The organism is Nonomuraea sp. NPDC054003 (assembly GCF_055585125.1).
This window is the reverse complement of the sequence record NZ_JBVJKR010000021.1, coordinates 84829-106176: the sequence shown is the minus strand read 5'-3', so window position 1 is coordinate 106176 and position 21348 is coordinate 84829. Positions and strand designations below refer to the sequence as shown.

At 71.5% G+C, this 21348-nt stretch carries 21 protein-coding genes; 11 read left to right on the top strand and 10 right to left on the bottom strand.

Annotated features, from left to right (window positions below):
• Positions 1–297 precede the first annotated feature (297 nt).
• Complete coding sequence (locus ACZ6YG_RS39830) at positions 298–756, top strand: Rv3654c family TadE-like protein (RefSeq protein ID WP_466020812.1); 459 nt, start codon at positions 298–300, stop codon at positions 754–756.
• A 188-nt stretch (positions 757–944) separates the two neighbouring features.
• On the opposite strand, the gene ACZ6YG_RS39825 is transcribed toward ACZ6YG_RS39830, so the two are convergent.
• Positions 945–2204 (bottom strand): arginine deiminase, encoded by a 1260-nt coding sequence (locus tag ACZ6YG_RS39825; RefSeq protein ID WP_148036302.1) that lies wholly within the window; start codon positions 2202–2204, stop codon positions 945–947.
• 198 nt (positions 2205–2402) lie between these two features.
• Complete coding sequence (locus ACZ6YG_RS39820; RefSeq protein ID WP_466020811.1) at positions 2403–4904, bottom strand: Zn-binding domain-containing protein; 2502 nt, start codon at positions 4902–4904, stop codon at positions 2403–2405.
• Positions 4905–5312: 408 nt separating this feature from the next.
• Between ACZ6YG_RS39820 and ACZ6YG_RS39815 the strand changes: the two genes are divergently transcribed.
• Together ACZ6YG_RS39815 and ACZ6YG_RS39810 are read left to right on the top strand one after the other, a co-directional pair.
• Positions 5313–5663, top strand: coding sequence for an STAS domain-containing protein (locus tag ACZ6YG_RS39815; RefSeq protein ID WP_043629845.1), 351 nt, complete (start codon positions 5313–5315; stop codon positions 5661–5663).
• A complete protein-coding gene (locus ACZ6YG_RS39810) occupies positions 5664–6092 on the top strand; it encodes an ATP-binding protein (protein WP_148036304.1) in 429 nt (142 codons plus the stop codon).
• Positions 6093–6191: 99 nt separating this feature from the next.
• Here the strand turns inward: ACZ6YG_RS39810 and ACZ6YG_RS39805 are convergent, their stop codons facing one another.
• A complete protein-coding gene (locus ACZ6YG_RS39805; protein WP_271276117.1) occupies positions 6192–6980 on the bottom strand; it encodes an SDR family NAD(P)-dependent oxidoreductase in 789 nt (262 codons plus the stop codon).
• Positions 6981–7370: 390 nt separating this feature from the next.
• Between ACZ6YG_RS39805 and ACZ6YG_RS39800 the strand changes: the two genes are divergently transcribed.
• Positions 7371–9653 (top strand): sodium-translocating pyrophosphatase, encoded by a 2283-nt coding sequence (locus ACZ6YG_RS39800; protein ID WP_148036306.1) that lies wholly within the window; start codon positions 7371–7373, stop codon positions 9651–9653.
• A 226-nt stretch (positions 9654–9879) separates the two neighbouring features.
• A complete protein-coding gene (locus tag ACZ6YG_RS39795; protein WP_466020810.1) occupies positions 9880–10347 on the top strand; it encodes a SixA phosphatase family protein in 468 nt (155 codons plus the stop codon).
• On the opposite strand, the gene serB is transcribed toward ACZ6YG_RS39795, so the two are convergent.
• The 3 genes from serB to ACZ6YG_RS39780 are packed head-to-tail and all read right to left on the bottom strand — an operon-like array spanning position 10319 to position 13353.
• Positions 10319–11557 (bottom strand): phosphoserine phosphatase SerB, encoded by a 1239-nt coding sequence (gene serB, locus ACZ6YG_RS39790; protein ID WP_219544816.1) that lies wholly within the window; start codon positions 11555–11557, stop codon positions 10319–10321. The genes ACZ6YG_RS39795 and serB overlap by 29 nt on opposite strands.
• Positions 11558–11608: 51 nt before the next feature.
• Positions 11609–12643, bottom strand: a complete 1035-nt coding sequence (locus ACZ6YG_RS39785; RefSeq protein ID WP_466020809.1) for an S-adenosylmethionine:tRNA ribosyltransferase-isomerase — start codon at positions 12641–12643, stop codon at positions 11609–11611.
• Between the two features lie 53 nt (positions 12644–12696).
• Positions 12697–13353, bottom strand: a complete 657-nt coding sequence (locus ACZ6YG_RS39780) for an SDR family oxidoreductase (RefSeq protein ID WP_466020808.1) — start codon at positions 13351–13353, stop codon at positions 12697–12699.
• 148 nt (positions 13354–13501) lie between these two features.
• Between ACZ6YG_RS39780 and ACZ6YG_RS39775 the strand changes: the two genes are divergently transcribed.
• Positions 13502–14614 carry a GAF domain-containing sensor histidine kinase gene (locus ACZ6YG_RS39775; protein ID WP_466020807.1) on the top strand — a complete coding sequence of 371 codons (1113 nt, stop codon included), beginning with the start codon at positions 13502–13504 and terminating at the stop codon, positions 14612–14614.
• Positions 14611–15237 carry a response regulator gene (locus ACZ6YG_RS39770; RefSeq protein WP_466020806.1) on the top strand — a complete coding sequence of 209 codons (627 nt, stop codon included), beginning with the start codon at positions 14611–14613 and terminating at the stop codon, positions 15235–15237. The genes ACZ6YG_RS39775 and ACZ6YG_RS39770 overlap by 4 nt, the downstream gene beginning before the upstream one ends.
• 44 nt (positions 15238–15281) lie before the next feature.
• On the opposite strand, the gene ACZ6YG_RS39765 is transcribed toward ACZ6YG_RS39770, so the two are convergent.
• Positions 15282–15998, bottom strand: coding sequence for a hypothetical protein (locus ACZ6YG_RS39765; protein WP_261809032.1), 717 nt, complete (start codon positions 15996–15998; stop codon positions 15282–15284).
• A 69-nt stretch (positions 15999–16067) separates the two neighbouring features.
• On the opposite strand from ACZ6YG_RS39765, the gene ACZ6YG_RS39760 reads away from it, so the two are divergent.
• The 4 genes from ACZ6YG_RS39760 to ACZ6YG_RS39745 all read left to right on the top strand — a co-directional run bounded on the left by ACZ6YG_RS39760 (position 16068) and on the right by ACZ6YG_RS39745 (position 18935).
• Complete coding sequence (locus tag ACZ6YG_RS39760; protein ID WP_148036311.1) at positions 16068–16856, top strand: ABC transporter ATP-binding protein; 789 nt, start codon at positions 16068–16070, stop codon at positions 16854–16856.
• Between the two features lie 68 nt (positions 16857–16924).
• Positions 16925–17869, top strand: a complete 945-nt coding sequence (locus tag ACZ6YG_RS39755; protein ID WP_148036312.1) for an SPFH domain-containing protein — start codon at positions 16925–16927, stop codon at positions 17867–17869.
• 58 nt (positions 17870–17927) lie between these two features.
• Positions 17928–18683 (top strand): sulfite exporter TauE/SafE family protein, encoded by a 756-nt coding sequence (locus ACZ6YG_RS39750; protein WP_148036313.1) that lies wholly within the window; start codon positions 17928–17930, stop codon positions 18681–18683.
• A 30-nt stretch (positions 18684–18713) separates the two neighbouring features.
• On the top strand, positions 18714–18935 hold the full coding sequence (locus tag ACZ6YG_RS39745) for a hypothetical protein (protein WP_148036314.1): 222 nt from the start codon (positions 18714–18716) through the stop codon (positions 18933–18935).
• Here the strand turns inward: ACZ6YG_RS39745 and ACZ6YG_RS39740 are convergent.
• The 3 genes from ACZ6YG_RS39740 to ACZ6YG_RS39730 form a co-directional block, all read right to left on the bottom strand.
• The gene (locus ACZ6YG_RS39740; RefSeq protein ID WP_466020805.1) at positions 18932–19765 is read right to left on the bottom strand and encodes an SDR family oxidoreductase; all 834 of its coding nucleotides are present in this window, start codon (positions 19763–19765) and stop codon (positions 18932–18934) included. The two genes, ACZ6YG_RS39745 and ACZ6YG_RS39740, sit on opposite strands and share 4 nt — an antisense overlap.
• 28 nt (positions 19766–19793) lie before the next feature.
• Positions 19794–20615 (bottom strand): Rieske (2Fe-2S) protein, encoded by an 822-nt coding sequence (locus tag ACZ6YG_RS39735; RefSeq protein ID WP_187281588.1) that lies wholly within the window; start codon positions 20613–20615, stop codon positions 19794–19796.
• 120 nt (positions 20616–20735) lie between these two features.
• Entirely contained in the window at positions 20736–21347 is a 612-nt protein-coding gene (locus tag ACZ6YG_RS39730) for an HD domain-containing protein (RefSeq protein ID WP_271274766.1), read from the bottom strand.
• Between the last annotated feature and the right edge of the window lies 1 nt (position 21348).

Below are 21348 nucleotides of genomic sequence, written 5' to 3'. Positions count from 1 at the left end.
GAATCCTGACCTCACGGTGCGGACCCCCGTGCGGCAGCCAGACCCCCTGGCCTGACGTGCGGACCGCTCATGCGGCAGCGAGAACCGAATCCTGACCTCACGGTGCGGACCCCCGTGCGGCAGCCAGACCCCCTGGCCTGACGTGCGGACCGCTCATGCGGCAGCGAGAACCGAATCCTGACGTCGCGTGCGGACCGCTCATGCGGCAGCGAGAACCGAATCCTGACGTCGCGTGCGGACCGCTCGTGCGGCAGCCAGAACGGCGCCGGGCACGGCCGTGCGCTGAGGAGATCTGTGATGCCACGTAACGACCGAGGCTCGGCCACGCTCTGGGGCGTCGCGCTCATGGGTTTGCTGATGGCCGTGGCCATGGCCTTCGCCCTGGCCAGCGAGGCGCGCGTCGCACGCCACCGCGTGTACGACGCCGCCGACCTCAGCGCGCTGGCCGCCGCCGAACTGGCCCTCGTAGACCCGGAAAGCGCCTGCGCGAGAGCGACGACCCTGGCGAAGGCGAACGGGGTCGAACTGACGAACTGCGAGATCAGCGGCGCGGTGGCGGACGTCAGGACATCGCTGACGATCTCGATCCCCGGCCTCGGCGTCCGCACCCTGACCGGCCGCTCCCGCGCCGGCCCAGCCAGTCCGTCCCCTCTGAAGCTACGGCGGGCTGAGCGGGCCGAAGGCACGCATCACGGCGCTCAGCCCGAGGGGGTTCCCAGAATTCCCTTACTCGCTGAAATGAGACGAATGGGATGAATGAGACGAGCGTGGACTGCATCTCCCAAAAAAGAGAGGCCCCGTAGTGAGTACATGGCTGCAGAGCGGTTCCGTAGTGAGCGCCCGACTGCGCCCCTCTCTGGGATCTCGCCGCAAGTGGGACGGGTTGAGGCCCGCAAGATAATTACGACATATGGGATTAACGAGGATGATTACCACATGCGGTGCTAGATGGGAGCCCGCTGGATGGGGCAGGTCATGCAGCGGGCGCCGCCCCGGCCCTTGCCGAGTTCGAAGCCCTCGATCTCGATCACTTCCACGCCCCTGTTCCGTAGCTGCCGGTTGGTGAACTGGTTCTTGTGGTAGCCGATCACCACGCCGGGGGAGAGGGCGAAGAAGTTGTTGCCCGAGTCCCATTGCTCGCGCGCCTGCTGATAGTCGTCGCCGCCGGTGGGGATCAGCTCCAGCTCGCCGATCTCCAGGGCCTCCGCCACCGCGTGCGCGAAGCCGGCGGCCATGTGGACGTCGAGGGTGCCCGGCTTGTCGCCGGGGCGGAGCGCGTACGTGGTGGCCGTTTCCAGGAACGGCGGGTAGACGGCCGCCTTGTTCACGTCCAGGAGGGTGAAAACGGTGTCCAGATGCATGTACGTACGTCGCTTGGGGATCTCGACGGCGATCACCCGGTCGACCGAGCCTCCGCCGAACAGCGACAGGGCGAGGTGCTCCACGGTGCGCGGGTTGGTCCGTTCGCTCAGGCCGATCACCACCGTGCGGTTGCCGATGGGCATCATGTCGCCGCCCTCCATGGCGGCGGCGCCGAAGTCCTCCTCGTCGAACCGCGATTCCTCGCCGCGCTCCGGATACCAGAACGCGAACTCCTCTCCGGCGAACATGGGGTGGAAGTGGTAGATCGTGCTCTGGTTCAACGTCTCCAGCCGGCGGGCGTGATGATACATCGGGTTGAGCGACACCCCGCCGTAGAGCCAGGCGACCGGATCGCGCTGGTAGAGGGAGTTCGGCAGCGGCGGCAGCATGAAGTCGTCCATCCGGGCCGAGGCCGCGACCAGGGAGTTCGCCTCCAGGCCGGGGATCCCGTACTCCTGTTTGGTCAGCCCGCCGATGAGGTGGGTGGCCAGCTTCTCGCCACTCCAGCCGGACAGCGTCTCCCGGACGCCGTCCACGAGCGCCGGGCCGACGGTCAGGTGGGTGACGGCCTGCTCCACCGCGTGCCGCTTGGCCTCGAAACTCCCGTCCAGCGCCTCCGCGAGCAGTTCCTGGTGGTAGAAGACCTCGACGCCGTGCTCGCGCAGCACGGCGACGAACGCGTCGTGCTCCCGCTGCGCGTGCTCCACCCAGATGATGTCGTCGAAGAGCAGCCGGTCACGGTTGGCCGGGGTGAGCCGCCTGAGGCTCAGCTCCGGGCGGTGCACGATGACCTTGCGCAGCGTGCCCACCTCCGAGTGGACGCCGAACGACTGATCGGTCATGGCGATTGCCCCCTTGGCGAGTCAGCTGGTGCTCCGGCCGGTCATACCGAACCACTGGAGCCCTGCCCGGAATCGCCCGGCTCGCATCCTCGACCCGGAGACTGCCCTCGGCCCGGAGGCTGCCCTCGGCCCGGAGATTGCCCTCGGCCCGGAGGCTGCCCTCGGCCCCGACACTGCCCTCGGCGGGACGGAAGGAGGTCAGGGGCGCAGCAGGGTCGCGAGGAGGCGGAGTGCGCCCTGCTTGTCCAGGGGCTCGTTGCCGTTGCCGCACTTGGGCGACTGGATGCAGGAAGGGCAGCCGCGCTCGCACTCGCAGGAGTCGATGGCCTGGCGCGTGGCCGTCAGCCATTCCCTGGCGCGCGCGTACCCGCGTTCCGCGATGCCGGCGCCGCCCTCGTGGCCGTCGTAGACGAACACCGTGAGCAGGCCGGTGTCCGCATGCAGCTCCGTCGACACGCCGCCGATGTCCCAGCGGTCGCAGGTCGCGAAGAGGGGGAGCAGACCGATGGCGGCGTGCTCGGCGGCGTGGGCCGATCCGCCCAGGTCGAAGCCCTCCTCGGCCAGGGTGGCGACCTCGGCGGCCGGGAGCGTCCACCAGACGGCGCGGGTGCGGAGGGTGCGCGGCGGCAGGTCCAGCGGCTCGTCGCCGAGGCTCTCGCCCGACTGCGCCCGGCGCTTCAGGTACGAGACGACCTGCCTGGTCACCTCGACCTCGCCGAAGTGGAGGGTGCCGGGCCCGAGAGGATGGGAGCGCAGGGTGGAAAGGACAGAGATGTCGGTGATGTCCCGGGCGAACGTGGAGTAGTCCGGAGCGGCACTCGTGACCAGCGCCACCCCGGCCTCCAGGTCCAGTTCCTCCACGAGGAACGTCTCGCCCTGGTGGAGGTAGACCGCTCCGGTGTGCACGGTCGTGTGCGACGAGGGCTCGTCCACGCTCCCGAGCAGGCGGCCGGTCGAGGACTCGACGACGTGGATCGGCGCGCCGCCGCCGCCGCGGATGTCGGCCAGGTCGGTGGCGCGCTCCCGCCTGGTCCAGTACCAGCCGGCCGGCCGGCGGCGCAGCAGGCCCTCGGTGACGAGGTCGTCGAGCACGCCGCGCGCGGCGTCGCCGAAGACCGTCAGGTCCTGCTCGGTCAGCGGGATCTCCGCCGCGGCGGCGCACAGGTGCGGGCCCAGCACGTACGGGTTGTCCGGGTCGAGGACGATCGCCTCGACGGGCCGGCCGAACAGGGCCTCCGGGTGGTGCACGATGTAGGTGTCGAGCGGGTCGTCACGGGCGATGAGCACGGCCAGCGCGTCCTGGCCCTCGCGCCCCGCGCGGCCGGCCTGCTGCCAGAGCGAGGCGCGGGTGCCCGGCCAGCCGGCGATCAGCACGGCGTCCAGGCCGGACACGTCGACCCCGAGCTCCAGGGCGTTGGTGGTGGCCAGGCCCATCAGCGCGCCGGAGCGCAGAGCCTTCTCCAGCACCCTGCGGTCCTCCGCCAGGTAACCCGCCCGGTAGGCGGCAACCTTCTCGGGCAGATCCGCCAACCCTTCGTCCTCGGGCAACGCCCACGCCAGCGGCCCACGGGCACCCCATGCCGCGGACCCGGCCGCGGAATCCCGGGGCTCCTCACGGCCGGTCCGGTTGCCGGTGCCCTCACGAAAGGACGGCATCGGGCTGGCCCCCAGAAGCGGAGAGTCCGCCCTCGTCGGAGAGTGCTCCGCTGTAGAGGGTTCCGCTGAACAGAGTTCCGCTGGGGACGGCTCTGTCGATGAGAGGGCTGATGGTGAGGGTCCGGCTGGTGTGGGTTTCGCCGTGGAGGGTTCTGCCGGACGGGGTTCCGCTGGGGACGGCTCTGTCGATGAGGGTTCCGCCGGAGAGGGCCCGGCTGGAGAGGGTTCCGACGATGGGGATGTCGATGGAGGGGGTGTTGGGTGGGTGGGTTCGAGGGGGGAGGGGTGGGGGCCGTGGGCGGAGAGGGAGAAGGCGACGTCGGAGAGTTTGGCGCGGGCCTGGAGCGCCACCGTCTCGGCGCCGCGACGGCTGCGGACGAACGCGAGCGTGCGGACGTCGGCCAGCACCAGGTCCGCCAGCAGGTCGGCGGCCTCGGCCGTGGCCGTCCGGCGCACCGGGGCCCCCTTCTCGCCCCTGAGCTCCGTCAGCGGCGGCTCCCACAGCGCGATGGTGGTCGAGCCCTTGGGAGAGGCGTCCGCCGTCACCTCGTCCACGTCGAGCCCGGTCAGCCGCTTGGCGAACTCGCCCGGCTCGCTCGCCGTGGCCGAGGCCAGCAGGAAGGCCGGCGACGACCCGTACCTGGCGCAGACGCGGCGCAGGCGGCGCAGGATCTGCGCCACGTGCGACCCGAACACGCCCCGGTAGCCGTGACACTCGTCCACGACCACCAGCCGCAGCCGGCGGAAGAACAGCGACCACTGGGCGTGCCTGGGCAGGATGCTCCGGTGCAGCATGTCGGGGTTGGTGAGCACGTAGTTGGCGTGCTTGCGCACCCAGGTGCGCTCCTCGAACGGGGTGTCGCCGTCGAAGCAGGCGGCCCGCACCTGGGTGATGCGCAGGTCATGGATGCCGCGAAGCTGGTCGGCGGCGAGGGCCTTGGTGGGTGTGAGGTACAACACGGTGCCGCCGTCGAGACAGGCGGTGACCGCCGGGGTGAGGTAGGCCAGCGACTTGCCGGAGGCCGTCCCCGTAGAAATGATCACGTTTCGGCCACAATAGGCCAGGTCAGCGGCCTCGTACTGGTGTTGCCACAGCCCCGCCACGCCCTGGTTCGCCAAGCGCGTAACCAGGAGTTCGGGCGCCCATTTGGGCCATCCCACTTGACCCGCCTGACGTGCTGGAACATGCTCCACATGGGTGACACGCTCGTGACGTGCGGGTATGCCGAGCAGGTGCTGGAGGAGTGGACCTGGTCGGTGTGGGGAGGAAGCGGAGGAAGTCACTGTTTCCAGTCTGCATCCGTGGGCAAAGTCGCCGGGAATCGTGATTTCGTATAGACACAAGCCAGACGCGTGGTTGAATGCCGCGCGTCAGGGTCCGACAGTCGGGAGCATCGCTCCAGACTGCCAGGCCCGCAAGAGTACTTTCGCAGGCGAGGCGCTGGAGGATCTGTGGATCTGAAGTTGGATCACCGCACCGAAGACCGACTCACCATCGTGGAGGTCGAAGGTGAGATCGATGTTTACACGGCGCCGAGATTGCGTGAGCTCCTCATCGACCTGGTGAACAAGGGAAACTTCCACCTCCTGGTCAACATGGAGAAGGTCGACTTCCTCGACTCGACGGGGCTTGGCGTCCTGGTGGGCGGACTCAAGCGGGTCCGCGCCCATGACGGCTCGCTCGAACTGGTCTGCACCCAGGAGCGCATCCTCAAGATCTTCCGGATCACCGGTCTGACCAAGGTCTTCGGGATCTACGCTTCGGTCGACGAGGCCAAGGAAGCTCACGGCAAAGACAAGTAGATGGCCACCGTCGAGCTGACGTTCAGCGCTCTTCCCGCGCACGTGCGCACCGCGCGGCTGGTGGCCACTGCGATCGCCAGGCGCACCGGCGTGGAGGAGTCCTTGCTGGACGAGGTCCGGCTCGCCGTGGGTGAGGCGTGTTCCCGGGCGGTCGAGGCGCATCGCGCCCACTGTCCGGGTGAGCCCATCCGCATCGAGCTCAAGGACGACTCGGGGCGCTTCGAGGTCACGGTCAGCGACCAGGCGCCCAGTGATGAGATCAAGCAGGAGCAGCCCCTCGACCTGGGAATGCTTTCCGACTCGTTCATGTCCGGCTTCGGTATCGCGGTGATCGCGGGGCTGGCGGACGACGTGGAGGTGTTCCCGAGTCCCAAGGGCATGCGGATCCGCATGAGCTGGCCGGCCGCCACCAACGGCCATCTCCGCTGACGTGCCTTTCCGGCCGTCGGGCTTGAGCTTGGCGAAGGACGTCTCCTGACCGCTGTGGTCAAGGAGACGTCCTTCGCGTTACGGCGCCGGGCTGACCGGTCACCGTTGCGACAGGGGATCCCCGTCGAACGCCTCGGCGAGCGTGATGACCCTGCCGCCGCGTTCGGCGATCTCGGCGGCCCGCAGGACGAGGATCTCGAGGTCGTCGCGCGCGTGGATGAACCGGCCCGCGAGTGCGTCGAGACGTCCCCGCGCGATGGCGAGCACGCCGTCCACCGCCTGTTCCATCGACGTCCACGAGTCGTCCCTGGCCCCGGGGAGGTCGCCGAGGTCGCTGGTCAGATCCGTGCGGACCCGGCCGGGGCTGTAGTCGAACGCCAGCACCCCCGTGCCCGCGAGTCCCGCCGACAGCGCCGCGGTGAGCTTGGCCAGCGCGGCCTTGGACACGCTGTAGGCCGTCTGCGTGGGCAGCGTCCACACCCCGAGCAGGCTGTTGACGTTGACGATCCGGCCGCTGCCGCGGGCCAGCATGCCGGGCACCACCGCGTGGACGTACAGCATCGGGCCGAGCACGTTCGTCGTGACGGTGCCCCACCACTCCTCGGGGTCCGACTCCCAGACCGGCGCCTCGTGCGGCTCGGCCGCGCCCGCGTTGTTGACCAGCAGGTCGATCGGGCCGAGGACGCGCTCGGCGGTCTCGACGACGGCGGTCACGGCCCGCGGGTCGGTGACGTCGCCGGGCAGGGCCAGCACGTCACCCTCGCCGCCCAGCTCGGCCGCGAGCGCGTCCAGGGCCTCCGCCGACCGGGCCGTGACCGCGACCCGCATCCCCGCCTGGTGGAGTCGCACGGCCAGCGCCCTGCCGATGCCGCGGCTCGCCCCCGTCACCAGGGCAACCGATCCTCTTGGTCCGCTCATCATCGCCACCCCCCACGGTCCCGCTACCCGCTGACCTGGCCCGGATGCTCGGCCTCAGGAGAGGCGTATTTCGGTCGTACCTTTTCAGGCCGTAGTCATGACCGTAAACCAACGGATATTTCGCCAGTCAAGTCGCAATACACCCCGCTGTCAGCGGCTTACTGACCAGGCGCGCAAATGCCCGGCTCCAGAGCCTTCATATCTGCGTATCCCCTGCGTAGACTCCCGGCACCGGCCAAGGTGATCCGGCACTAACAGCGGATTCAACCGGAAGCGGCACCCACAACCCGGATGGTGCCGCACCGCCCGCCTACATTGCAGCGCCACCGGGCAGGACGACCGGTCTTGCCGAGGAGAACGATGTCTAGGCACATGCTGGCACTGGAGCCAGCGTCCAATCTGACCCTTAGCGGAAACAATCTCACCATCGTGATCGTGGTCGCCGCGGTCGCGCTGATCGCGCTAGCCGTCGCCGGCGGTCTGGTGCGTGAGGTGCTCGCCGCCGACCAGGGCACGGAGCGCATGCAGAACATCGCCCGTGCCGTCCAGGAAGGGGCCGCGGCGTATCTGACGCGGCAGTTCCGCACTCTGGCGATCTTCGTCGTGATCATACCCTTCCTGCTGCTCCTCCTACCGGGCGAAACCGACGTACGGATCGGACGCTCGATCTTCTTCGTGGTCGGCGCGGTGTTCTCCGCGCTGACCGGCTTCATGGGCATGTGGCTGGCGGTGCGCGGCAACGTGCGCGTGGCCGCCGCGGCCCGCGACTCGGGCGAGCAGCGCGCCATGCGCATCGCCTTCCGTACGGGCGGCGTCGCCGGCATGTTCACCGTGGGCCTCGGCCTGCTGGGCGCGGCCGTGGTCGTCTTCCTCTACCAGGGCGACGCGCCCGGCGTGCTGGAGGGCTTCGGCTTCGGCGCGGCGCTGCTCGCCATGTTCATGCGGGTCGGCGGCGGCATCTTCACCAAGGCCGCGGACGTCGGCGCCGACCTGGTCGGCAAGGTCGAGCAGGGCATTCCCGAGGACGACCCGCGCAACGCCGCCACCATCGCCGACAACGTGGGCGACAACGTCGGCGACTGCGCCGGCATGGCGGCCGACCTGTTCGAGTCGTACGCGGTCATGCTGGTCGCGAGCCTCATCCTGGGCCGGGTGGCCTTCGGCGAGCAGGGTCTGATCTTCCCGCTCATCGTCCCGATGATCGGCGTGCTGACCGCGATCATCGGCATCTTCGTCACCCGCCTGCGCGCCAAGGACCGCAACGGCATGGCGGCCATCAACCGCAGCTTCTTCATCTCGGCCGGCATCTCCGCGGTCCTGGTCGCGGCCGCCGCCTTCTGGTACCTTCCCGCCACCTTCGACGGCCTGGCCGGCGCGCAGGTGCAGTCCGACGCCGACCCGCGGGTCATCGCCATCGGCGCGGTGCTCATCGGCCTGGTCCTGGCCAGCGCCATCCAGCTGCTCACCGGCTACTTCACCGAGACGAACCGGCGCCCGGTCCGCGAGATCGGCGAGAGCTCCCGTACCGGCCCGGCGACCGTCATCCTGGCCGGCATCAGCGTCGGCCTGGAGTCGGCGGTCTACTCGGCGCTGATCATCGGCGCGGCGGTGTACGGCGCGTTCCTGCTCGGCTTCGGCAACGTGACGGTGGCGCTGTTCGCCGTCGCCCTGGCCGGCACCGGCCTGCTGACCACGGTCGGCGTCATCGTCTCGATGGACACCTTCGGCCCCGTCTCCGACAACGCCCAGGGCATCGCCGAGATGTCCGGCGACGTCGAGGGCGAGGGCGCCCGCGTCCTCACCAGCCTGGACGCGGTCGGCAACACCACCAAGGCCATCACCAAGGGCATCGCGATCGCGACGGCCGTGCTGGCCGCCACGGCGCTGTTCGGCGCGTTCCGCACCGCGGTCGAAGGCGAGCTGCCGGCGGGCAGCGTGTTCAGCCTCGGCATCGACGCGCCCAACGTGCTGGTCGGCCTGATCATCGGCGCGGCCGTGGTGTTCCTGTTCTCCGGGCTGGCCATCATGGCGGTCGGCCGGGCGGCGATGCGGGTGGTCTTCGAGGTACGCGAGCAGTTCCGCAGCAAGCCGGGCATCATGCAGGGCACCGAGCTGCCCGACTACGGGCGCGTGGTCGACATCTGCACCCGCGACTCGCTCCGCGAGCTGGCCACGCCCGGCCTGCTCGCGGTCATGACGCCGATAGCCGTCGGCTTCGCGCTCGGGTACGCGCCGCTGGGCGCGTTCCTGGCGGGCGCGATCGCCGCCGGCACCCTGATGGCCGTCTTCCTGTCAAACTCGGGCGGCGCCTGGGACAACGCCAAGAAGCTGGTCGAGGACGGACACCACGGCGGCAAGGGCTCCGAGGCGCACGCCGCCACGGTCATCGGCGACACGGTCGGCGACCCGTTCAAGGACACCGCGGGCCCGGCCATCAACCCGCTGATCAAGGTGATGAACCTCGTCGCGCTGCTGGTGGCCCCGGCCGTGGTGCTGTGGGCCGACAACGTCGGGCTCCGCGTCGGCATCGCGGTGGTCGCGGTGGCCGTGGTCGTCGGCGCCATCATCGTCTCCAAGCGCCGCTCGGTGACGGCCGAGCCGGCCAACGACAACGACCGCGACAAGGAACCCGTCGCGTCCTGACACCGTTCCACCACGACGCCCGCTCCTCGACACCGAGGGGCGGGCGTCGCCGTCCGGCCACGCCGGAGGGTGATACGCGGAGTGGCCTTGTTCGGTGGGAAACTGGGCAGATGGACAACAAGCCGCCGTCCGGCGGGAAGACCCTGGCCGTCATCCTGCTCGCGATGCTTGCCATCATGGCGGTGATCGCGATGCTGGCCGTCTGGGCGTCGAGAGGATGACCGAGGTGCGAACGCTGATCCTGCTCCGCCACGCCAAGGCGGCCCAGGCGCCTGGGGTGCCCGACCAGGACCGGGCGCTGACCGACCGGGGCGAGCGCGACGCCAAACGGGCCGGTGAGGAGCTGCGGATGCTCGGGCTGGAGCCTGAGGTGGTGCTCTGCTCGCCGGCCCGGCGCACCCGCCGCACGGCGGAGCTGGCCTTCCCCGGCGTCGAGGTGCGGTACGAGCCGGCGATCTACCAGGCCTACCCGGAGGAGTTGCTGGAGCGGCTGCGCCTGCTCGACCCCGATCACGGCACGGTGGCGCTGTGCGGGCACAACCCGGCCGTGCACGAGCTGGCGCTGATGCTCGCGGAGGGCGACTACCTGTTCCGGCCGGGCACGTTCGCGGTGATCAAGACAGCGGTGCCGTGGCCCGAGCTGGCGGCCGGTGAGGGAGAGCTGGTCACGAGCTGGGGTCCGCAGCACGACTGACGAGCAGCGCGTCCTCGGCGTCGGCGGCCTCGACCTCGTCGCGGGAGATGCCGAGCAGGTAGAGGATCGAGTCGAGGTAGGGCGTGTTGACCGCGGTGTCGGCCGCCTGGCGCACCACGGGCTTGGCGTTGAACGCGATGCCCAGCCCGGCCGCGGCGATCATGTCGAGGTCGTTGGCCCCGTCGCCGATGGCCACGGTCTGGCTGATCGGCACCCCCGCCTCGCTGGCGAACCGCTCCAGCGCGCGGGCCTTGCCGGGCCGGTCGACGATCTCGCCCACGAGCCGGCCGGTCAGCTTGCCGTCGATGACCTCCAGCACGTTCGCCGCCGAGTAGTCGATGCCGAGCTCCTCCACGAGCGTGTCGGTGATCTGGGTGAAGCCGCCGCTGACGATGGCGAAGCGGTAGTCGAGCCGCTTGAGCGTGCGGACCAGGGTGCGGGCGCCGGGGGTGAGCACGACCTCACCGCGCACCCGCTCGAACACCTCGGCGGGCAGCCCTTCGAGCTGGGCGACCCGGCGGCGCAGCGACTCGGCGAAGTCGAGCTCGCCGCGCATGGCCGCCTCGGTGACCTTGGCGACCTCGTCGAGGCAGCCGGCGTGCTTGGCCAGCAGCTCGATGACCTCACCCTGGATGAGGGTGGAGTCGACGTCCATGACGATGAGCCGCTTGGCCCGCCTGGACAGCCCGGTGCGCTGCACGGCCACGTCGACCTGCTGGGCGGCGGCCTCGGCGGCGAGCTGGACGCGCAGCTCGTCGGGATTGGCGCCGGAGACGGACAGCTCGATGCAGGTCACCGGCCACTGGGCCAGCCGCTCGATGCGGTCGATGTTGGCGCCGGCGGCGGCGATCCGGCGGGCGATGCCGGCGATGGCCGCGGGCTGGAGCGTGGCGCCGAGCACGCTGACCGACAGGCGGCCGCGGCGGCGGTGCTCCTTGGCCAGGGAGCCGGTGGACAGCTCCACCTCCATGCCCAGGTCCTCGGCGATCCGCTCGACGGCGGTCCACATGGCGCCGAGGGTGCTGCCGGTGCCGGTGGACGGCCCTCCGGCGTAGGCGACCAGGACGCCGAGCGTGAGCCGGCCGCGGATGACGACCTGCTCGATGTCGGCCACGGTCACGGGGAAGCCCGACAGGACGGAGAACAGGCGCGAGGTCACGCCTGGCCGGTCGGGGCCGGTGAAGGTGATCAAGAGGGTGCGCTGGTCCACATTCAGCCACGGTACTGCGCCCGCCCCGATGCCCGCGCCGCAGGTCCTGCTTTACGTCCGCAAGATCAGGTGGGCGTCGCCGAACTCGTGCCACAGGTAACGTTCCTGCAGCGCCGCCTCGTACGCCGCGCGGAGCGGGCGCTCGCCGGCGATCGCGGTCAGCATCATCAGGTGGCTGGAGCGCGGTTCGTGCAGGCCGGTGATGAGCCCCGTGACCGCCCGCACCCCCGTCGCGGGCGTCACGACGTGGCTGGTCCAGCCTTCGGAGGCGGTCACCAGGCCGCCGGCGGCGGCGGTCTCCAGCGCCCGCACCACCGTGGTGCCGGCGGCGACCACCCGCCTTCCGCTCCCCAGGGCCAGGTCGACCAGGCGGGCCGTGGCCTCCGGCACCACGTAGCGCTCGGCGTACGGTGGCTCGTCCTTCTCCGGCGAGGCCACCCCCGTGTGCAGGGTGATCGGCGCGATGCCGACGCCGCGCGCCACCAGCGCCGTGACCAGCTCCGGCGTGAACGGCCGCGCGGCGCTGGGCATCTCCGCGCTGCCCGGCACGGTCGCGAACACCGTCTGGTACGCCTCGATCGGCCAGTCCCTGGTGACGTACGCGTACCGGATCGGGGCCCCGTACCCGCGCAGGTACGTCTCCACGTCGCGGTCGAGCACGGCCCGCCAGAGCCGGGGCGTCTCGCGAGCGACGAGCCGCAGCGTGGCGCCTCCGGGCAGCGGCAGCCACTCGCCGGGCGCGCCGCCGCGGTACTGCTCGGTCGCGGTGGCGGTACGGCGGCGCAGCTCGACCAGCCAGGTGCCGTCCGGCCGCGCGGTGGAGAAGTGCACCGCGAGCCGGTCCAGCCGCACGGCGGCGGGCAGCGTCGCCGAGTTGTTGACCACGATCAGGTCGCCCGGGTCGAGCAGGCCGGGCAGGTCGGTGAAGCGGTGGTGCGCCGGCTCGCCGTCACCCGCCGAGACCAGCAGACGGACCCCGTCCCTGCCCACCCCGCGCGCCTCCGGCGGCTCCTGCGCTGACAGCGCGGGCGGCAGAACGAAGTCGAACGCGGCGTTCGCCGCCTCGGCCGTCACCTCGGTTGTCACAGCGGTCGTTGCGGGGGATGCGGCGGTCGTCTCGGGGGGCGTCGTCGGGCGGGTCATTGGAGGGTCACTCGGCCGCTGGCGGGACGGGTGCGTACGAGGTCGTGCAGGGCGGCGGCGACCTCGGCCGGGTCGGTGGCGGACGCGGCCTCGTCCGCGCCGACGGCGTCGGCCAGCATCCGGGTGTTCATCTCGCCCGGGTCGGTCCACCAGACCGCCAGCTCGGGCTCCTCGGCGGCGAGCACGTTCGAGAGCTGATCCAGCGCCGCCTTGGTGGCCCCGTACCCGCCCCATCCCTCGTACGCGCCGGTGGCGGCGTCGGAGGTGACGTTGACGACGGCGCCCCGCCGGGCGCGCAGCGCGGGCAGCGTGGCCTGGATGAGGGCGAGCGGCGCGGTGACGTTGGTCTCCAGCAGGACGCGGAAGGCCTCCAGCGGGTAGCCCGCCAGCGGCGGCAGCGGCGTGGCCCCGAGGCCGCTGGCGTTGTTGACCAGGAGGTCCAGCTCGGGGACGGCGTCCGCCAGGCGGCGGACGTGCGCGGGCTCGGTGACGTCGCCCGGGATGGCGGTGGCGCCCAGCTCGGCCGCGGCCCGTTCCAGCTCGTTCACGCCGCGCGCGGTGAGCACGAGACGCCAGCCCGCCTCCGCCAGTGACCGCGCGAGCGCGAGGCCGAGTCCGCGGGAGGCGCCGGTGATGAGTGCGGTGTTCGTCATGTTCGTGACGTTAGGAACGCGCCGCCGTCCACACATCGGGCCGTGGTCCCGTGGCCGCCTGGGCACTTCGTCCTAGGACCTTCCCGGTTCACCGGCGCCGCTGTCACCGCCCCCCGGGCCCCGGTCGGCCCGTCAGTAGAGTGATGGCGTGACGGCCGAACGCGACGAGATCCTGCAGGCGGTGAGCTCCGCGGTGCTGGCGGTCACCCGCCATCTGTCGGTGCGCGAGGTGCTGCAGGTCATCGTACGCTCGGCGCGGCGGCTGCTGGACGCCCGCTACGCCGCGCTGGGGGTGCCCGACGAGGACGGCTCGTTCGCGGAGTTCGTCGCCGAGGGCATCACCGACAAGCAGTGGGAGGCGATCGGGCCCCTCCCGCGCCAGCACGGCATGCTGGGCGCGATGCTCCGCGAGGGCGCCCCGGTGCGCCTGGCCGACCTGCGCGCCGACCCCAGGTTCGAATACTGGCCGCAGGCGCATCCGGTGATGAAGGACTTCCTGGGCGTCCCCATCACCGACGGCGGCGAGGTGCTCGGCATCATCTTCCTGGCCAACAAGCGCGCGGGCGGCTTCACCGAGGCCGACCAGGACCTGCTCCAGGTGTTCGCGGCGCACGCCGCCATGGCGCTGGCCAACGCCCGGCTCTACGAACGGAGCCGGGAGCTGGCGATGCTGGAGGAACGCAACCGGGTGGCCCGCGAGCTGCACGACGCCGTCACCCAGAAGCTGTTCTCGCTGCGGCTGAGCGCCCAGGCGGCGGGGGCCATGCTGAAGACGGAGCCCGACAGGGCCGCGGCCGAGCTGGAGCGGGTGCAGCGGCTGGCGGGGGAGGCGCTGGGCGAGCTGCGGGCGGTGATCGTCGAGCTGCGGCCCGCCGAGCTGGACCGCCACGGGCTGGCCGAGACGCTGCGCAAGCACGTGCGGATGCTCGACCGCCTGCATCCCGCGCGGTTCGCGTTCGAGGCGGACGAGCTGCCGCCGCTGGACTCCGCCGCGGAGGTGGCCGTGCTCAGGGTGGCCCAGGAGGCGCTGCACAACGCGCTGCGCCACGCCGAGGCCGCGCGGGTGACCGTGCGGCTGTCGTACGAGGGCGGCGGGCTGGTCCTGACCGTCGAGGACGACGGCACGGGCTTCGAGCAGGGCGCCTCGCGCGGGCTGGGCCTGATCTCGATGAAGGACCGGGCCGAGTCGGTGGGCGGCCGGATGACCGTCAGCTCGGCCCCCGGGAAGGGGACGACCGTGCGTATGGAGGTGTGCGGGTGATCCGGGTGCTGGTCGCCGACGACCATCCGGTGGTGCGTCAGGGGCTGCGCACGTTCCTCGACCTGCAGGACGACATCACGGTCGTGGGCGAGGCGGGCGACGGCGCGCACGCCGTCGAGCTGGTCCGCGAGCTCGCGCCCGACGTGCTGCTGCTCGACCTCAAGATGCCGGTGCTGGACGGGCTGGCCACGCTGGGCGAGTTGACCGGCGCCGCGACCCGGGTGCTGGTGCTGACCTCGGTGAGCGACAGGGCCGACGTGGGCCCCGCGATGCGGGCGGGCGCGTCCGGCTTCCTCTACAAGGACGTCGACCCGACGGCGCTGGTGCGGGCCGTGCGGGCCGTGCACAGCGGGCAGGTGCTGCTCGCGCCGGAGGCGGCCGAGGCGATGCTGGCGGGCGGCGAGGGCGCGCGGCCGGCGGGGGGCCCGCCCGTGCCGCTGACCGACCGCGAGCGCGAGGTGCTGAAACTGATCGCGGCCGGCCGGTCCAACCGTGAGATCGCCCGCAGCCTCGCGGTCGCCGAGAAGACGGTCAAGACCCACGTCTCCAACGTGCTGATGAAGCTCGGCGTCCAGGACCGCACCCAGGCCGCCCTCTACGCCGTGCGCCACGGCCTGTCCTGATCCCTCAGGGCGTCCCTGACGGGCTCGAAGGCGGCGTGCCGGGGTCAGAGGTTCCTGACGGGCTCGAAGATGGCGTGGTGGGCCGCGACGATCGCGCGACGCACGGCGCGGTCCAGCTCGCGCACCGCGGCGCCGCGAGAGGCGATCTCGCCGGAGGTGAGCCCGCGCTCCTCGGCCAGGCGCAGCACCGCCCCGAGCCGGGTGGCCAGCGCCGACACCCGGTGGGCGCGCGCCGGATAGCCGGGGGCCAGCTCGCCGCCGTCCGGCACGTGCGACGGCCGCTCCCGCGCGGGGCCGCCCGCCGCGGCCAGCGCCTGGGTCGCGTCCCGCATCGCCTCCGACAGCTCGCGCTCGGCCTCGGCGACGGACGGCAGGTCCTGCCGTACCGGCCCGGCCTCGTGCACGTCCAGCTTGACTCCCACGTACGAGGAACCGCGCAGATCGAGCGAGGGCACCAGCCCGAGCCGGGTGTCGTCGAGCACGGCGATGGCGGCCTGCCCGGCGTCGACCGCCGCCGAGTTGAACCCGGGCGGCCCGGAGAGCCCGAGCGGGTCACCGGGCGCCGGCAGGGCGAGCCGGAACCCGCTCAGGCCACCGGAGCGAAGGTTGGCCAGGTATTTACGCAGCGGAACCTCGCCCACGACAGCGGGGCCGCCGACCTCTTCGACGTGGTCGGCCGCCTCGTCCAGACCGATGTGGCCGGAGAGCCAGGCGTTACCCCAGGCGACGAGCACGGGACAGATAGGCGATTCAGGGCGCACCGATCCACGATAAGCGCTCGCCCTGCAATAGGTTTGTCCCCAGGGTTACTCCTCAAGGAGGGATCGGGGATGGGTGGTCAGGTGCTGCGGTTCCAGGACGTCGCCTACAAGCGCGACGGGGCGACCCTGCTGCGCGGCATCGACTGGACGGTCGAGGAGGACGAGCGGTGGGTCGTGCTCGGCCCCAACGGCGCGGGCAAGACCACGTTGCTGCAGCTCGCGGCCACCTTGCTGTTCCCCAGTGAGGGGTCGCTGGAGGTGCTCGGCGAGCGCGTCGGGGTGGCCGACGTGTTCGACCTGCGGCCGCGCATCGGGCTGTGCAGCTCCGCGCTGGCCGAGCGGATCCCGCCCGACGAGAAGGTCATCGACCTGGTGCTGACCGCCTCGTACGCGCTGCTGGGGCGCTGGACGGAGGAGTACGACTCCAACGACGTCACCCGTGCGGTCGAGCTGATCGACATGATGGGCGCGGCCCATCTGATCAGGCGGCGGTTCGCCTCGCTGTCGGAGGGGGAGCGCAAGCGGGTGCAGATCGCCCGCGCGCTCATGCCCGACCCGGAGATGCTGCTGCTCGACGAGCCCGCCGCCGGGCTCGACGTGGGCGCCCGCGAGGACCTGGTGCGGCGGCTGTCGGTGCTGGCGGGCGACTTCCGGTCGCCGGCGCTGGTCCTGGTGACCCACCACGTGGAGGAGATCCCGGCCGGGTTCACCCACGCCCTGATGCTGCGCCACGGCTCGGTCGTGGCCCAGGGGCCGCTCGACCACGTCATGACGGCCGACAACCTGTCGCAGACGTTCGGGGTGCCGCTGTCGCTCGACCGCAGCGCCGAGGGCCGCTGGTACGTCCGTCCCTTCTAGATCGCCCGCAGGCACGCCGGACGAAATATCATGCAGCGGGTCAGGCCCGTCGATTTCGGAGCGTTGCCATGTCCGTGGAGCAGCTCATCGTCGCCTTCGTCCTGGTCGCGGCGGTGGGCTTCGGGGTGGCGCGGACCATCAGGATCATCCCGCAGGCGACGGCGGCGATCGTGGAGCGGCTGGGCCGCTACCACCGCACGCTCGCCCCGGGGCTCAACATGGTGGTGCCGTTCATCGACCGCATCAAGGACATGATCGACCTGCGTGAGCAGGTGGTGTCGTTCCCGCCGCAGCCGGTGATCACCTCCGACAACCTGGTCGTCTCCATCGACACCGTCATCTACTTCCAGGTGACCAACCCGAAGGCGGCCACGTACGAGATCGCGAACTTCCTCATCGGCGTCGAGCAGCTCACCGTCACCACGCTGCGCAACGTCGTCGGCGGCATGGACCTGGAGCGCACGCTGACCTCCCGCGAGGAGATCAACACCGAGCTGCGCGGGTCGCTGGACGAGGCGACCGGCAAGTGGGGCATCAGGGTCAACCGGGTGGAGCTCAAGTCCATCGACCCGCCGGCCTCGATCCAGGACTCGATGGAGAAGCAGATGCGCGCCGACCGCGACAAGCGGGCCGCCGTGCTCACCGCCGAGGGCCAGCGGCAGGCGGCCATCCTGGCGGCCGAGGGCGAGCAGCAGGCGGCGGTCTTACGGGCCAGGGGCGACGCGGAGGCGGCGGTGCTGCGCGCCCAGGCCGAGGCCGAGGCCCAGGCGATGCGCGCCAAGGGCCAGGCCGACGCGATCGGCATGGTGTTCAAGGCCATCCACGAGGGCAACCCGGACCAGCACCTGCTGGCCTACCAGTACCTGCAGACCCTGCCCGAGATCGCCAAGGGCGACGCCAACAAGATCTGGATAGTCCCCTCGGAGATGGGGAAGGCGCTGGAGAGCCTCGGCGGCCTGTTCACCCCGCCGAATCCCCCCGCGCGCAATCCCCCCGCCACCCCGGACGCGTAACCGCCCCGCCAGGCCCCCTAGGCTCGGCACTCGACGCTGATGCTGGGAAGGGGTCGGGGTGACGGTCTGGGAAGCGCTCGCCGTGTGGGTCGCCGGGATGGCGGCCGGGGCGATCAACGCGGTGGTCGGCTCGGGGAGCCTGATCACCTTCCCCACCCTCGTCGCCGTCGGCGTCGATCCGGTCGTGGCGAACGTGTCCAACAACGTCGGCCTCGTCCCCGGCTCCGTCACCGGCGCCTACGGCTACCGCGCGGAGCTGCGCGGGCAGCGCGACCGGCTGGTCAGGCTCGCCATGGGGTCCGCGCTCGGCTCGCTGGCCGGCGGGATCCTGCTGCTCTACCTCGATCCGGACGTCTTCCAGGTGGTCGTCCCCGTGCTGATCGGGCTGGCCTGCGTGCTGGTCATCATCCAGCCGAGGCTCAACCTCTGGCTGGCCGCCCGGCGCGAGCACGCGCACCCGCACGGCGGCCCCGCCCTCTGGCTCGGGGTGTTCGGGGCGGGCGTCTACGGGGGTTACTTCGGCGCCGCCCAGGGCGTGCTGCTCATCGGGCTGCTCGGCAGCTTCCTGGACGAGCACCTGCAGCGGGTGAACGCGGCCAAGAACGTGCTCTCGCTGGTGGTCAACTCCACCGCCGCCGTGCTGTTCGTCCTGATCGCGGACGTCGACTGGTGGGCGGTGCTGGCGGTGGCCCTGGGTGCGATGATCGGCGGCTTCCTGGGGGCGAAGGTCGGGCGCCGCATCCCCGCGCCACTGCTGCGCGTGGTCATCGTGGCGGTGGGGATCGTGGCGATAATCAAACTGGTGTACGGATAATTTCCCGACATTCTGGGCATAAATCAGTACATGAAGGGTGATCGGGTGGAGATCGTCATCGACGCGGGCGGCACCCCGCGCACGTACGAGGTCGTCGCCACCCGCGCGGGCCGCCGCGTCGAGGTGGCCACCCGGCGGGGGCTCGTCGAGGTGACCGAGGTGACCAGGAGCGGCACCGTCATCCGGACCGCCCGCTTCATGTCCAGCCGCATCCTCGCCCTGGTCGAGCACCCCGCCGACGAGAAGGACTAGCGGAAGTCGGCCTCGTGGTCGCGCACCCAGGACCGGAACGGCAGCGCCGGCCTGCCCAGCAGCTTCTCCACGACGTCCGTGACCTCCTCGGGGAAGTCCACCAGGCTCCGCCAGCCCGCCAGCGCGGCGTCCACGAAGTTCGCGTCGCCCCAGGCCGCCAGCAGCTGCTCGCGCGCCTGCTCCGGCGGCAGTTCCTCCCAGCGCACCTCACGGCCGATCACCTCGCCGATGATCCGCACCTGCTCGGCCTGGGTGAGGACCTCGGGCCCGCTGATCGGGTAGGCCGCGCCGCCGTGCCCGGCTGAGGTCAGCACGTGCACCGCCACCGCCGCGATGTCCTTCTCGTGGATGAGGGTGCGCCCCGCCTGCCCGTACGGCCAGCGCACGACGCCCGTCCTGACCTGGTCGGCCCAGCCCAGGGTGTTGACGGCGAAGCCGCTCGGCCGCAGGAACGTCCAGCTCATCCCGGAGGCGCGGATGAGCCGCTCCAGCTCCTGATGGAAGATCGTCGGCTCCCCGTCGCCCTGGGGCACGTTCGCCGACAGGTAGACCACCCGCCTGGCCCGCCCGGCGAGCGCCTCGACCACGGGTTCGGCGGTCCGGGCAGCGAAGCCCGGCCACACCAGGAACGCCGTCTCCACGTCCGCCAGGGCGGGTCCCAGCGTCTCGGGCCTGGTCAGGTCGCCCGCGACCGTCTCCACCCGCTCAGGCAGCCGCGCCCGCGTCGGGTCGCGCACCAGGGCGCGCACCGGCAGGCCCGCCCGTTCGAGTTCTCTCACCACATGTCCGCCGACGTTGCCGGTCGCGCCGGTCACCAGAATCGTGCTCATGCGGCGACCGTAAAACCTCAACTCGACTTCAGGTCAAGCTCGGCCGCACCTGGATCGTGCCGTCCTTGCGCAGCCGGGTCTCGAACGTGGGCGCGGGCGCGGTGGCCGGACCGTGCCGGACCGAGCCGTCGTCCAGCCGGAAGGTGCTGCCGTGCCACGGGCACACCACGCACGCCTCGCCGTCCTCCTCGACGAGCCTGCCCTGGTGGAGGGGGCCCGCCAGGTGCGGGCAGGTGTCGACCATCACCGTGACGTTCTCGGCGCGCCGCAGCACGAAGAGAGAGATGTAGCCGAGCCGCCGCGACACCGGGCGGCCGTCCGGCAGGTCCTTCAGCAGGCACAGGTCGTGCCAGCCCAGCGGCACCAGGTGGGAGACCTGGGGGGCGTGGTTGGCCCCCGCCGCCATGCGGTAGGCCAGGTGGCCGCCCAGATAACCGCCGAACCCGCCCGCGGCGAGCCCGGCGTACGACAGCGCGCGGCCGGCCCGCTCGCGACCGCGTACCCGGGCCAGCAGCGAGCCCGAGAACAGCCCGAGGGCGAGCACGTTCGCCGCCAGGTGCACGAACCCCACCCGCTGCTGCTCCTGGTGGAGAGACGACCAGTCGGTCAGTCCCGCGGCGGCGGTGGGCAGCGAGGTGGCGATGCCGGCGGCCAGCAGCAGCCGGACGGCGCGCTGATCGGCCTTGGCCGCGTCGAGCAGGGTGGCCGAGATCCAGCAGCCCAGGGCCGCCTGGGCCAGGGGCGGGTGCGCCGGCTTGCCCGTGGGCACCCCGTGCAGCAGGTCGCGGACCAGGCCTGGGCGGAGCCGCTGACGCATGGTCTTGGCCAGCGCGCGGATCGGCCGGTCCATGGACGTGGACTTCTCAAGCCGGTCAGTGAGATCGACCGGTCCCACGAAACGCCGCAAGTGCCGACGTCTCGCCCGTACTGTCTCTTTCACGACAAGTCCCCTACCCCAGGGGTGCGGACGTCACTCGGGAAGGTGACCCCTGGCGACCGACTCCTCGACGATCGCGCGCGCGTACGCCCCCAGTGACGGCGAGCCCTCCTCGATCAGCCGGACCTTCTCCCTCACCTGGGCCGCGGTCACCTTGAACAGCTGCCAGGTGCCGCCCTCGGTGTGGTGGTTGGCCAGGATCGGCGCGAACCGGTCGAGCGCCTTGGCGAACCTCGCCTCGGGCGTCTTGCGGTCCTCGAACTCCTCCCACAGCTCCCGCAGCGGCGTGCCCTGCCCGTCGGGCAGCAGCGCGAAGAGCCGGTCGGCGGCGGCGCGCTCGGCCTCCGCCTGCGCGGCCACCGCCACCGGGTCGTAGATGAACGTGTCGCCCGCGTCGATCTCGACCAGGTCGTGCACCAGCAGCATGGCCATGACGCGCTGGATGTCGGTGCCCGGCGGCGCGTGCTCGCCCAGCACCATCGCCAGCGTGGCCACGTACCAGGAGTGCTCCGCGTCGTTCTCCCGCCTGGAACCGTCCATCAGCAGGTTGCGGCGGACGATCCGCTTCAGCTTGTCGATCTCTACGGCGAAGGCGATCTGGGTGGTCAGGCGGTCCTCTTCTGGCACGATAGTCACGCGCGACACC

What these genes read in the sequence shown, in the direction of transcription:
- ACZ6YG_RS39780 (WP_466020808.1), bottom strand. Translation starts at nt 13,353, where the DNA reads ATGACGAACACCGCACTCATCACCGGCGCCTCCCGCGGACTCGGCCTC.
- ACZ6YG_RS39760 (WP_148036311.1), top strand. Translation starts at nt 16,068, where the DNA reads ATGGGTGGTCAGGTGCTGCGGTTCCAGGACGTCGCCTACAAGCGCGAC.
- ACZ6YG_RS39810 (WP_148036304.1), top strand. Translation starts at nt 5,664, where the DNA reads ATGGCCACCGTCGAGCTGACGTTCAGCGCTCTTCCCGCGCACGTGCGC.
- ACZ6YG_RS39825 (WP_148036302.1), bottom strand. Translation starts at nt 2,204, where the DNA reads ATGACCGATCAGTCGTTCGGCGTCCACTCGGAGGTGGGCACGCTGCGC.
- ACZ6YG_RS39830 (WP_466020812.1), top strand. Translation starts at nt 298, where the DNA reads ATGCCACGTAACGACCGAGGCTCGGCCACGCTCTGGGGCGTCGCGCTC.
- ACZ6YG_RS39735 (WP_187281588.1), bottom strand. Translation starts at nt 20,615, where the DNA reads ATGGACCGGCCGATCCGCGCGCTGGCCAAGACCATGCGTCAGCGGCTC.
- ACZ6YG_RS39745 (WP_148036314.1), top strand. Translation starts at nt 18,714, where the DNA reads ATGAAGGGTGATCGGGTGGAGATCGTCATCGACGCGGGCGGCACCCCG.
- ACZ6YG_RS39800 (WP_148036306.1), top strand. Translation starts at nt 7,371, where the DNA reads ATGTCTAGGCACATGCTGGCACTGGAGCCAGCGTCCAATCTGACCCTT.
- ACZ6YG_RS39755 (WP_148036312.1), top strand. Translation starts at nt 16,925, where the DNA reads ATGTCCGTGGAGCAGCTCATCGTCGCCTTCGTCCTGGTCGCGGCGGTG.
- ACZ6YG_RS39740 (WP_466020805.1), bottom strand. Translation starts at nt 19,765, where the DNA reads ATGAGCACGATTCTGGTGACCGGCGCGACCGGCAACGTCGGCGGACAT.